This window comes from Pseudomonas sp. MF09150 (assembly GCF_059862355.1).
The window spans coordinates 436,487-448,222 of sequence record NZ_JCBCUS010000002.1; the positions used below are offsets into that span (position 1 = coordinate 436,487).

14 protein-coding genes and 1 tRNA gene are annotated in these 11,736 nt (G+C 62.7%); 5 read left to right on the plus strand and 10 right to left on the minus strand.

Annotation, left to right across the window (positions count from 1 at the left end; translation table 11 throughout):
- Nucleotides 1-2 precede the first annotated feature (2 nt).
- The 7 genes from AC19YX_RS11445 to AC19YX_RS11475 form a co-directional block, all read right to left on the minus strand.
- A complete protein-coding gene (locus AC19YX_RS11445; RefSeq protein WP_078469391.1) occupies nucleotides 3-758 on the minus strand; it encodes a substrate-binding periplasmic protein in 756 nt (251 codons plus the stop codon).
- 63 nt (nucleotides 759-821) lie between these two features.
- Entirely contained in the window at nucleotides 822-1,592 is a 771-nt protein-coding gene (gene hisF / locus AC19YX_RS11450) for an imidazole glycerol phosphate synthase subunit HisF (RefSeq protein WP_020299543.1), read from the minus strand.
- 9 nt (nucleotides 1,593-1,601) lie between these two features.
- Complete coding sequence (gene hisA, locus AC19YX_RS11455; RefSeq protein ID WP_003187784.1) at nucleotides 1,602-2,339, minus strand: 1-(5-phosphoribosyl)-5-[(5-phosphoribosylamino)methylideneamino]imidazole-4-carboxamide isomerase; 738 nt, start codon at nucleotides 2,337-2,339, stop codon at nucleotides 1,602-1,604.
- Between the two features lie 100 nt (nucleotides 2,340-2,439).
- The gene (locus AC19YX_RS11460) at nucleotides 2,440-2,697 is read right to left on the minus strand and encodes a DUF2164 domain-containing protein (protein WP_078469390.1); all 258 of its coding nucleotides are present in this window, start codon (nucleotides 2,695-2,697) and stop codon (nucleotides 2,440-2,442) included.
- Nucleotides 2,697-3,335: an imidazole glycerol phosphate synthase subunit HisH gene (gene hisH, locus AC19YX_RS11465; protein ID WP_020299546.1), complete on the minus strand. Its 639-nt coding sequence runs from the start codon at nucleotides 3,333-3,335 to the stop codon at nucleotides 2,697-2,699. Before hisH ends, AC19YX_RS11460 begins: the two co-directional genes overlap by 1 nt.
- Nucleotides 3,335-3,928 carry an imidazoleglycerol-phosphate dehydratase HisB gene (hisB, locus tag AC19YX_RS11470; protein WP_017849940.1) on the minus strand — a complete coding sequence of 198 codons (594 nt, stop codon included), beginning with the start codon at nucleotides 3,926-3,928 and terminating at the stop codon, nucleotides 3,335-3,337. The genes hisH and hisB overlap by 1 nt, the downstream gene beginning before the upstream one ends.
- A 220-nt stretch (nucleotides 3,929-4,148) precedes the next feature.
- Complete coding sequence (locus AC19YX_RS11475) at nucleotides 4,149-5,810, minus strand: OFA family MFS transporter (RefSeq protein ID WP_201129072.1); 1,662 nt, start codon at nucleotides 5,808-5,810, stop codon at nucleotides 4,149-4,151.
- A gap of 309 nt (nucleotides 5,811-6,119) precedes the next feature.
- On the opposite strand from AC19YX_RS11475, the gene AC19YX_RS11480 reads away from it, so the two are divergent.
- From AC19YX_RS11480 to AC19YX_RS11500, 5 genes are all read left to right on the plus strand, one after another.
- On the plus strand, nucleotides 6,120-6,518 hold the full coding sequence (locus tag AC19YX_RS11480; protein WP_500606272.1) for an acetyl-CoA sensor PanZ family protein: 399 nt from the start codon (nucleotides 6,120-6,122) through the stop codon (nucleotides 6,516-6,518).
- Nucleotides 6,519-6,599: 81 nt separating this feature from the next.
- Nucleotides 6,600-8,828, plus strand: a complete 2,229-nt coding sequence (locus AC19YX_RS11485; protein WP_500606273.1) for an AsmA family protein — start codon at nucleotides 6,600-6,602, stop codon at nucleotides 8,826-8,828.
- A complete protein-coding gene (gene mutY, locus AC19YX_RS11490; protein ID WP_078469386.1) occupies nucleotides 8,825-9,892 on the plus strand; it encodes an A/G-specific adenine glycosylase in 1,068 nt (355 codons plus the stop codon). The genes AC19YX_RS11485 and mutY overlap by 4 nt, the downstream gene beginning before the upstream one ends.
- Complete coding sequence (locus AC19YX_RS11495) at nucleotides 9,889-10,161, plus strand: oxidative damage protection protein (protein ID WP_078469385.1); 273 nt, start codon at nucleotides 9,889-9,891, stop codon at nucleotides 10,159-10,161. The genes mutY and AC19YX_RS11495 overlap by 4 nt, the downstream gene beginning before the upstream one ends.
- A gap of 104 nt (nucleotides 10,162-10,265) precedes the next feature.
- Nucleotides 10,266-10,341: transfer RNA gene (locus AC19YX_RS11500), tRNA-Phe, on the plus strand.
- Nucleotides 10,342-10,421: 80 nt separating this feature from the next.
- Here AC19YX_RS11500 and AC19YX_RS11505 read toward each other — a convergent pair.
- The 3 genes from AC19YX_RS11505 to AC19YX_RS11515 form a co-directional block, all read right to left on the minus strand.
- Nucleotides 10,422-10,748, minus strand: a complete 327-nt coding sequence (locus tag AC19YX_RS11505; RefSeq protein WP_201129066.1) for an addiction module antidote protein — start codon at nucleotides 10,746-10,748, stop codon at nucleotides 10,422-10,424.
- 9 nt (nucleotides 10,749-10,757) lie between these two features.
- Entirely contained in the window at nucleotides 10,758-11,048 is a 291-nt protein-coding gene (locus tag AC19YX_RS11510) for a type II toxin-antitoxin system RelE/ParE family toxin (protein ID WP_500606274.1), read from the minus strand.
- A gap of 97 nt (nucleotides 11,049-11,145) precedes the next feature.
- Complete coding sequence (locus AC19YX_RS11515; protein ID WP_500606275.1) at nucleotides 11,146-11,721, minus strand: hypothetical protein; 576 nt, start codon at nucleotides 11,719-11,721, stop codon at nucleotides 11,146-11,148.
- Nucleotides 11,722-11,736 lie beyond the last annotated feature (15 nt).

The window sequence follows — 11,736 nt, forward strand, 5'->3', positions numbered from 1 at the left end:
CTCTAGAGATAACGCCCCATGATTTCGTCGACCACGCCTTCTTTGCGCAGCTGATCCAGGGCGGCTTGGAGTCTGGTGACGATTTCGTCGGGGACGTCTTTGTTCAGGGCCATGTACAACTGAGCGCTGTTGAAACGCAGCACGGTCTTGAGACCGGTGATGCCTTCCTGCCTGGCCAGGTAGCGCCCGGCCGGGTCGCCGGTGGCCCAGAGGTCGATCTGGCCGTTGAGCAGCTTCTTCGCGTTGTCCTGGTCACGCAACACCACCAGCGGCGCCAGGCCCTGCTTGGCCAGGGTCTCGGCGATGGCGTCGCCCTTGTAGGCGCCGATCTTGTACTGACGCGCCTGCTCCAGGTTCTCCAGGGCGATTTTGCTGTCGGCCTTGGCCAGCATGATCCAGTCATCCGGGCCGATCGGGCCGACCCACTTGAACAGCTGCTCCCGGTCCGGCAGGCGCGCCATGACAAACACGCCGTAACCCGGTTGCTCCAGGGCCAGCTTGTAGATCCGCTCCCAGGGGAAACGCAGGGTGAGGCTGTAATTGATCCCGGCGCGCTTGAACATTTCCCGCACGATATCCACGGCGATGCCGTTGATGTTATCGCCCTGGGCGAAGTTCTTGCCGTTCTTGGCCATGTTGTAGGGGGGGAAGTTTTCCGTCAGCAACACCAGGGAGGTATCGGACGTGTCGGCGGCACGAGAGGCCGCTGAAAGCAGGAGCGTAGCGCTGGCAAGAACAAGGAGCAGACGTTTGAACATGACGGGCTACCGGAATCCATGGCGTGCTCAAGAGTGCCGTGAGCCCGCCATGCTGTCCAGTGGCTATCGCACAACTATTCCGCGCTGGGCCATGTACGCCTTGGCCTCGGGAACCGTGTACTCGCCGAAGTGGAAAATACTCGCCGCCAGCACCGCACTGGCGTGACCTTCGAGGATGCCATCGGCCAGATGCTGCAGGTTGCCGACGCCACCAGAGGCGATCACCGGAATCCCCAGGGCATCGCTGATGGCGCGGGTCACGCCCAGGTCGAAGCCGTTTTTCATGCCGTCCTGATCCATGCTGGTCAGGAGGATTTCACCGGCGCCCAGGCCTTCCATCTTCTTCGCCCACTCCACCGCGTCCAGCCCGGTAGGCTTGCGCCCGCCGTGGGTGAAGATCTCCCAGCGCGGGGTTTCGCCCGGGCCGGATACCTTCTTCGCGTCGATGGCGACGACGATGCACTGCGAGCCGAAATGCTGCGCCGCTTCGCCCACGAACTCGGGGTTGAACACGGCTGCGGTGTTGATCGAAACCTTGTCCGCACCGGCATTGAGCAGGTTGCGGATGTCCTGCACGGTACGCACACCACCGCCCACGGTCAGCGGAATGAACACCTGGCTGGCCATGCGCTCGACGGTATGCAGCGTGGTGTCACGACCGTCGACGCTGGCGGTGATGTCGAGAAAGGTAATCTCGTCGGCACCCTGCTCATCGTAGCGACGGGCGATTTCCACCGGGTCGCCGGCGTCACGGATGTTCTCGAACTTGACGCCCTTGACCACGCGACCGTTGTCGACGTCCAGGCAAGGGATGATGCGTTTGGCCAGCGCCATGGTCAGTCCTCAGCCGTTGTAGGCGTCGCAGTAAGCCTGAGCTTCGGCGACGTCCAGGGTGCCTTCGTAGATCGCACGGCCGGTGATGGCGCCGATAATGCCAGGCGCCTTGGCGTCCAGCAGCGATTTGATGTCACCCAGGTTGTGAATGCCACCGGAGGCGATCACCGGAATCTTCGTGGCCGCCGCCAGCGCAGCGGTGAAAGGCACGTTGCAGCCCTGCATCATGCCGTCTTTGGCGATGTCGGTATAAACGATGGCAGACACGCCATCAGCCTCGAACTGCTTGGCCAGGTCGATCACCTGCACGGTGCTGATTTCAGCCCAGCCGTCAGTGGCGACGAAGCCGTCCTTGGCGTCCAGGCCAACGATGACTTTGCCCGGGAACGCACGGCAGGCTTCGGCGACGAAGGCCGGGTCTTTCACGGCCTTGGTGCCGATGATCACGTAGCTGACGCCAGCCTTGACGTAGTGCTCGATGGTTTCCAGGGAGCGGATGCCGCCGCCGATCTGGATCGGCAGGTTCGGGTAGCGCTTGGCGATCGCGGTCACCACTTCACCATTGACCGGCTGACCTTCGAAGGCACCGTTCAGGTCCACCAGGTGCAGGCGACGGCAACCGCCCTCCACCCACTTGGCAGCCATGCTCACCGGGTCATCGGAGAACACTGTGGAATCTTCCATGCGGCCCTGGCGCAGACGTACGCAGGCGCCGTCCTTGAGATCGATAGCGGGAATAATTAGCATGCTTTTCCTTCGTCAAAGAGCTGCAAGCTGCAAGCCATAAGCTGCAAGCGCGCACGCGTGTCTACTTCTTGCAGCTTGCAGCCTGAAGCTTGCCGCTGCCCTAGTTCTTCTCGAGCGCCCACAAGTCGCTTTCGATGCTTTCGAACCTTTCTTTAAGGTGCGTCTGCACATCGAAAATCGCCCTGTTGTAATAGTGCGGCGCAATTTCGCGGGTAAACAGATCGAGGATTTCGGCCGCTTCGAACGAACCCAGGTCCAGTTCGAAGCGATCCTCCATAAAGCGCTTGATCTTGTGATTGGCCTCGCTCTCCTGCTCGGGAGTGAGGGTCAGGATCGGCGGCTTTTTCTTGATGGCCATTACCAGCGCCCGTCCCAGGCGGCGAAGTTCTGCAGCAATTGCAGGCCATGGGTATGGCTCTTCTCCGGGTGGAACTGCACGGCGAAACGCGAGCCATCGGCCAGCGCCGCGGCGAAGTCGACGCCGTAATGACCGCCACCCACCACCTGCCGCGCATTGCCGGCGGCAATGTAGTAGCTGTGCACGAAGTAGAAGCGCGCACGGTCGGCGATGTTGTGCCACAGCGGGTGATCCACCGTCTGCTGCACTTCATTCCAACCCATGTGCGGGACTTTGAGGTGCTCGCCGTCTTCTACCAGGCCCTTGCCGAAGAACTTCACCTGGCCCGGGAACAGGCCGATGCAATCAACGCCGTCGTTCTCTTCGCTGCGATCGAGCAGGGCTTGCATGCCCACGCAAATGCCGAGGAACGGACGGTCCTGGCTGACTTCCCGCACCAGCGAGTCGAAACCCAGGCGCCGGATCTCCGCCATGCAGTCGCGAATCGCACCCACCCCGGGGAACACCACCCGGTCGGCTTCGCGAATCACATCGGCATCGCTGGTGATCAGCACCTTGCCGGCCCCTACGTGCTCGAGGGCCTTGGCCACCGAGTGCAGGTTGCCCATGCCGTAATCGATAACCGCGACCGTCTGCATTAAAGGACGCCCTTGGTCGAGGGCATTTGCCCGGCCATGCGCTCATCCAGCTCCACCGCCATGCGCAGGGCACGGCCGAAGGCCTTGAACACAGTCTCGATCTGGTGGTGGGTATTGGTGCCGCGCAGGTTGTCGATGTGCAGGCTGACCAGGGCGTGGTTGACGAAGCCCTGGAAGAATTCCTGGAACAGGTCGACGTCGAAGCCGCCAACGGTGGCGCGGGTGTAGGGCACGTGCATCTGCAGGCCCGGGCGGCCGGAGAAGTCGATCACCACGCGCGACAGGGCTTCATCCAACGGCACATAGGCATGGCCATAGCGGCGGATGCCTTTCTTGTCACCGATGGCTTTGGCAAACGCCTGGCCCAGGGTGATACCGACGTCTTCCACGGTGTGGTGGTCATCGATATGCAGGTCGCCCTTGCTGACGATATCCAGGTCGATCAGCCCGTGACGGGCGATCTGGTCCAGCATGTGCTCAAGGAACGGAACACCGATATCAAATCGGGCCTTTCCGGTGCCATCCAGGTTGATCGAGGCTTTGATCTGGGTTTCCAGAGTGTCGCGCTCGACAGACGCCTTACGTTCGGCCATCACCAGCTCCGCAAAATCATTGGGCGAAAAAGGCGACCATTATAGGCCCGACGGCCGCCAAACAGAAACATGCCGGACAATATCCTGACGGGCGCGAGCCAATGGCTGCGGGGCTATACCTGTCATGACAAGCCAGCCGAACGGACATTGGCCCAGCCCACACGGCAAAAAGCCGGCGCGTGAAGATCACGCACCGGCTTTTTGTGCATCAGGCCGAGGCCTAGCGGAACAGCACCGCCGTTTTTTGCAGGGTGACCCACACGCCCCACGCCAGCGGAATACCCACCACCAGCCAGGCCACGATCACCAGCGGCAGGCTCGACGCCGACGCCTTCCACTCCAGCATGGTGCTGCTGTCGGCGCCCTTGTCATGCCCCAGTGCCTGCTCGGCCGCCAGTTGCGCGTCGGTCATGAAGTACTTGTCCGCCACCGGGCGTACCAGCAGGTTGCACAGGAAACCCAGCACCAGCAGGCCGGCGAGGATGTACAGGGTGATGTCATAGGCGGCGGCACGCTCGACGCCGATGCTCAACTGGTACTCACGCAGGTAGTTCACCAGCACCGGGCCCAGCACGCCGGCAGCAGCCCAGGCCGTCAGCAGCCGACCATGGATCGCGCCGACCATCTGCGTGCCGAACAGGTCCGCCAGGTAGGCCGGCACCGTGGCAAAACCGCCGCCGTACATCGACAGGATGATGCAGAACGCCGCCACGAACAGCGCGATATTGCCCAGGTGGCCCAGGTTCGGAATCAGCGCGTACAGGGCAAAGCCCAGGGCGAAGAACACGAAATAGGTATTTTTACGCCCCAGGTAGTCGGAGAACGAGGCCCAGAAGAAGCGGCCGCCGATGTTGAACAGGCTCAACAAACCGGTGAAGCCCGCGGCGATTGCCGCAATCGACGCCTTTTGCGCGGTATCCAGTTGGCCGAACGACAAGCCATTGCCCAGCAACTTGCCGCCGAACACTTCCTGCAACAGCGGCGAAGCCATGCCGAGGATGCCGATACCGGCCGAGACGTTCAGGCACAGCACCAGCCATACCAGGCGGAACTGCGGGGTTTTCCAGGCCACGCTCACGTGCACATGGCGATGGGTAATCATCGCGTTGGCGGCTCGCTTCGCCGGCGGGGTCCAGCCCTCAGGCTTCCAGCCGGTCGGCGGAACGCGGTACGACAGGGCGCCGGCCAGCATGAACACGAAGTAGATCGCCGCCATGACCAGAAAGCTCTGCCATACGCCGACGCCGGTCGGCGAGGCAAAGTGACCCATCAACGCCGCGGCCAGCGGAGCACCAACCATGGCACCGCCGCCAAAGCCCATGATCGCCATGCCGGTGGCCATGCCGCGCTTGTCCGGGAACCACTTGATCAGGGTCGACACCGGCGAGATGTAGCCCAGTCCCAGGCCGATGCCGCCAATCACTCCAGAACCGAGCCACATCAGCCAGATCTGGTGGGTATAGATGCCCAACGCCGAAATCAGTAGGCCGCCGCACCAGCACAGTGCCGAGACCACCCCAGCCTTGCGCGGGCCGGCGCGTTCCAGCCAGCCACCCCAGATCGCTGCCGAGCAGCCGAGGAAGATGAAGAACAGGGTGTAGATCCAGCCGAGCATGGAGATCGGCCAGTCACACTGGGACGAGAAGATCTGCGCGATATAGCTCATGTCCGGCGCACAGGCCACCGGGGCGGTTACCCCCAGGGCCTGGGACAACGGCAGCCAGAACACGGAAAAGCCATAGGCCATGCCGATGCACAGGTGGATGGCCAGGGCGGCCGGTGGAACCAGCCAGCGGTTGAAACCGGGCTTGGCGATGATGCGTTCTTTGGACAAGAACGCTGGCTGGACGGCGGAACTGCCCGCCGAAGTGCTAGTGCTCATGGATATTCCCCCAATTGTTAGAATTATTCGTCGGCCGCTCTTCACCCACGGCCTTTGCACGCAGGCATGGCCGTTTTATTGAGTAAAGCTCCATTTGAGCGCGACGTTAAGTCGCAGAGGGACGGACGAACGGCGAGAGGTTACCATTTGCCCGCCACAGAAAACGCAAACAGATGGCGGCGCAGTGCTCATCTGCTTCGAACCCCTGCAAACCTGCAGGCACACCCGGCAAAAGCCCGAGCCATGCGCAGCAGCCGGCCCGTCTGCAACCGTGTTTGCCGACGCCGCACTGCCTGCCCAGGAGAATCCATGCCCATCGTTGTCGAGTCGCTGCACCACGTGAGCTATCAGGATCAGCAGGACCTGCAGAAAATCTACCAGGACGCCCCCCACTGGCTTTTCGCACCGCTGAGCGACGCCGGGCAGCTGATTGAAACCGGCCTGGGCGACGGCTCGCTGATCGCCGGACGCTTCAACGACCGCCTGCTAGGGGCCGCGCGCCTGCAACGGCACCAAGCGGTCTGGCACCTGTCCCAGTTGTGCGTGCGCAGCATCACCCGCCGCCGCGGTGTGGCCGAGCGACTGGTGAGCGAGGCACAAAGAATGGCCCGACAACAGGGCGCAACCTTGCGCCTGCTCGCGCCAGCCGGGCATCTGCCGGCCCAGGCACTGGCCGCCAAACTGCATCTGGAGCTGGATGAGCTCTAGGCGCGATCGGTGACCAGTCGTCGGTTCCGGGGCGCTATACTCCCCGGCTAAATTTGAATTCGACACTACAAGGACTCGCCCATGAAAGCGTTCGGCAAAATCCTGGGTCTGGTACTTCTCGGGCTGTTGCTGATCATCGTGGCTCTGGGCTTTGCCCTGACCCACCTGTTTGATCCCAACGACTACAAAGACGAGATTCGCCAGATTGCCCGCGACAAGGCCCACATCGAGCTGACGCTCAATGGCGACATCGGCTGGAGCCTGTTCCCCTGGCTCGGCCTCGAACTGCACGAAGCCAGCGTCGCAACCCTGGCCAACCCGACCCAACCCTTCGCCGACCTGCAGATGCTGGGCCTGTCGGTACGCGTGCTGCCCCTGCTGCGCCGCGAAGTGCAGATGAGCGATGTAAGGGTCGAAGGCCTGAACCTGCGCCTGAACCGCGACAAGGACGGCCACGGCAACTGGGAAGACATCGGCCGTGCCGCGCCCCTGGCGAAACAGGCCGAGACCCCGGCCACCAGCACCGGCGAGCCGAGCGTCGAAACCCCGGCCACGGCCGACAAGGCCGCGCAGCCGATCCGCCTCGACATCGACAGCCTGACCGTGAACAACGCCCGGGTTGAATACAACGACGAACAGAGCGGCAAGCAGTTCACCGCCGAGAGCATCCAGCTCAGTACCGGGCCGATCCACGAGGCCACCGCCACCCCGGTCAAACTCACCGCATTCCTGGCCAGCAACCAGCCAGTGGTGCGGGTGCGCACCGAACTCAACGGCGAGCTGCGCTTTGACCGCGCCCTGCAGCGCTACCAGTTCGAAGACATGCGCCTGTCGGGCGAAGTCACCGGCGACCCGCTGCAAGGCAAGACCGTGACCTTCGCCGCCCAAGGCCAGTTGCTGCTGGACAAGGCCGCCAACGTCGGTGAATGGACCGGCCTGAAAATCTCCGCCAACCAACTGCGCGCCCTGGGTGAACTCAAGGTCAATGACCTGGATAAAACCCCGCAGATCAGTGGCGGCATCTCGATTGCCCAGTTCGACCTGGCCAAATTCGTCGACAGCATCGGCCAGACCCTGCCGGCCATGGCCGAGGGTAGCCTGACCAAGGTCGAGCTGGTCAGCCGCCTGCAAGGCACGCCCACCAGCATGGCGCTGGAAGACCTGAACCTGAAGCTCGACGACAGCACCTTCAGCGGCCGCCTGGCCATCGAAGACTTCGCCAAGCAGTCGCTGCGCGCCCAGCTCAAGGCCGATACCTTCAACGTCGACCGCTACCTGCCGCCCAAGTCCGCCGCCGCCAACAGCGCAGCAGTGGCGCGCAAGGCCGAAGTGCAAAGCAGCGAGGCCGATGCCATGGCCGGTGCCGGCACCACCCCGCTGCCGGACGCACCGACCAAGGGCGCCTGGAGCACCGAACGCCTGCTGCCGGTGGAACGCCTGAGCAAGCTGGACGTCGACGCCGACCTGAGCTTTGGCCAACTGACCCTGGACAAACTGCCGATCCAGAATGCCGCACTCAAGGCCAACGGCCAGGGCGGCCTGCTGAAACTGCAAAGCCTGCGCGGCGAGCTGTACAACGGCAGTTTCGATGCCAGCGGCAACCTCGACGTGCGCCAGGCCACCCCCCTGCTGAGCCTGCAGACCAAGATCAACCGGGTGCCGGTGGAGCGCATCCTCGAAAGCCAGGGGCAGACGCCTCCGGTCAAGGGTCTGGTGACGCTCAACAGCAACCTCAGCGGTAGCGGCAACAGCCAGAAAGCCCTGATCGACAGCCTCAACGGCACCACCAGCTTTGTGATCAACAACGGCGTACTGCTCAACGCCAACCTGGAACAGCAGCTGTGCCAGGGCATCGCCTTCCTCAACCGCAAGACCCTCAGCAGCACCCCGCGCGGCAAGGACACGCCGTTCCAGGAACTCAAGGGCAACCTGACCTTGCGCAACGGCGTGGCCAGCAACCCGGACCTGAAGGTGCGCATCCCGGGCATGACCGTCAACGGCAACGGCGACATCGACCTGCGGGTGCTGGGCATGGACTACCGCGTCGGCATCGTGGTCGAAGGCGACAAGAGCGACATGCCCGACCCGGCCTGCCAGGTCGGCGAGCGCTTTGTCGGCCTCGAACTGCCATTGCGCTGCCGTGGCCCGCTGGAACTGGGGGCCAAGGCCTGCCGCCTGGACAAGGATGGCCTGGGTCAGGTCGCGACGCGGATGGCCGGCGATCGCCTCAGCGAAAAACTTGAAGAGAAACTCGGCGACAAGGTCAGCCCGGAACTGAAAAACGCGCTCAAAGGGCTGTTCAAACGATGAGAGCGGAACAGTTTGCACCGGCGGTCCTGGATTGGTACGACCACCACGGCCGCCACGACCTGCCCTGGCAACAGGGCATCACCCCGTACCGGGTGTGGGTCTCGGAGATCATGCTGCAACAGACCCAGGTCAGCACCGTGCTCAACTACTTCGACCGTTTCATGGCCTCGCTGCCGACGGTCGAAGCCCTGGCCGCCGCGCCGGAAGACGAAGTGCTGCACCTGTGGACCGGCCTGGGCTACTACACCCGGGCGCGCAACCTGCAAAAGACCGCGAAAATCATCGTTGCCGACTACGGCGGCGAGTTTCCCCGCGACGTCGAGAAACTCACCGAACTGCCAGGCATCGGCCTGTCCACCGCCGGCGCCATCGCCAGCCTGAGCATGGGTATCCGCGCCTCGATCCTCGACGGCAACGTCAAGCGCGTGCTGGCACGGTTTACGGCGCAGGAGGGCTACCCGGGCGAGCCCAAGGTGGCCAAGCAACTGTGGGCCACCGCCGAGCGCTTCACGCCGCACACCCGGGTCAACCATTACACCCAGGCGATGATGGACCTGGGTGCCACGCTCTGCACCCGCAGCAAGCCCAGTTGCCTGCTGTGCCCCCTGGAGCGCGGCTGCGAGGCTCACATGCTGGGGCTCGAAACCCGCTACCCGATCCCCAAGCCGCGCAAGAGCGTGCCGCAAAAGCGCACCCTGATGCCGATGCTGGCCAATCGCGACGGCGCGATCCTGCTTTATCGCCGCCCTTCCAGCGGCCTCTGGGGCGGCTTGTGGAGTCTGCCGGAGCTCGATGACCTGGCCGACCTCGAACACCTGGCGCTGCAACACTCGCTGGCCCTGGGCGAGCAACACGAACTGCCGAGCCTGGTGCACACCTTCAGCCACTTCCAGCTGGCCATCGAACCCTGGCTGGTCCAGGTCGAGGAGTCGGCCCATCACGTGGCCGAGGCCGACTGGCTCTGGTATAACCTCGCCACCCCGCCGCGCCTGGGCCTTGCCGCCCCGGTGAAAAAGCTGCTTAAACGCGCGGCCGACGTCTTGAACGCAGGAGAGTTGTCATGACCCGCACCATCATGTGCCGCAAGTACCAAGAAGAATTGCCCGCCCTGGAGCGCGCGCCGTTTCCCGGCGCCAAGGGCCAGGACATCTTCGACCACGTCTCGGCCAAGGCCTGGGCCGATTGGCAAAAACACCAGACCCTGCTGATCAACGAAAAACGCCTGAACATGATGAACGCCGAAGACCGCAAATACTTGCAGGGCGAGATGGACAAGTTCTTCTCCGGCGAGGAATACGCCAAGGCCGACGGCTACGTGCCGCCAGCTGAGTAAACCCGTATAAATCGGGGGTGGAACGTAAGCGACGGTAATAATTAAACATTTTTTTCAAAACTCGCTTGACGCCCCCCCGAAAAACCCGTTTAATGCGCCCCGTTGCCCAGATAGCTCAGTCGGTAGAGCAGGGGATTGAAAATCCCCGTGTCGGCGGTTCGATTCCGTCTCTGGGCACCACCTTCAGCTTTCAGGTGGTGTTTACATCACGTGAGAGCAACCAGAAAACCCGCCTAGTGCGGGTTTTTTGTTGTCTGGGGTTAGCCTTCTACCAGACCTGTTGGCGACAACAATGATACCGGCGCAACTTCAGCGTGAAGCTTTATCCCCAGCGCCGCCATTACCTTCATGACGGTCGCCAGACTGGGGTTGCCCTCGACAGAAAGCGCCTTGTAAAGCCCCTCACGGGTCAGGCCAGTATCACGTGCCAGCTGCGACATGCCTCGCGCTCGGGCGATATCTCCCAGAGCAGCAGCCAGCAGAACCGGATCGTTTTCTTCCAGACAGGCCTCCAGATAGAGCGCCATGTCCTGCTCGGTTTTCAAGTGGTCCACAACGTCCCACTTGCTCAGTTTGATCTTTGCCATGCCACCCTCCTAAAGCTCACGAGCCAACTTGATAGCCGCCCGAATGTCATTGGCCTGCGTCGACTTGTCACCGCCAGCCAACAGCACAATCACTTCATACCCATGCTGGATGAAATACACGCGATAACCAGGCCCATAATCAATCCGCAATTCCGATACACCCTCACCCACCGATTTGCAGTCACCCAGAACCCCCAACTCAACCCGACGTAATCGAGCCTTGATTCGAGCTTGTGCCCGAGCGTCACGCAGCCTGGCAAACCATCGGCTGTAACGCTCAGTCTGGATAAGTGCATGCATGAAAGAAATGTAAACCACAGTTTACAGACTATCAATGAATTCCTTGCCGAACCGACGAAGTGCTCAGTCCCGAAAAATACCTGGGCATAAGACGGTTTCAGTCGGCACTCGACTCCATCAGCGCCTTGAGCGCCGCATCCGCCTCGGTGCGCTGGGCCGGTGTCGGGCCGGGGGCGAACTGGCTGCGTTGTGTATCCAGGGTCAGGTAGGCGTTGTCGCCGTTGCCCCAGAAGTAGGAGTAGATAAACAGGAAGCTGCCGGACTGCGGCTGGCAGTAAGAGGCGACGCCGCGCAGGGGCGCCAGCAGCTGGATCATTTCGCCGTAGTTGTCGGTGAATTCCAGCAGCGCAAACTGCCAACTCCCGGTCTGCGGGTCATAGCGTGAGGTCCCGCCTGCGCCCAGCCACCACTGCACCAGGGTTTGCAGGCTGGGGACAGCGGAATAGTCACGCAGCCATTCCACCTCGACCAGCCCCGGGCCGAATGGGCCCTGGCTGTCGAACCACGCCTGCCAATCGCTATAGGCCAGCGCCGAGCTTGGAGGCGCCGCCATGGCCTTGGCGTACTGCTCGGCTGTCATCGTGCAGCGCAGGTACACCGAGGCCGGTTCGCTGGCCCATAGCGGCCCGCTGACAGCCAGCAGCGCCAGCCCAATCCATGTGCGTAATGTCATCGTTGTCGTTCCTGG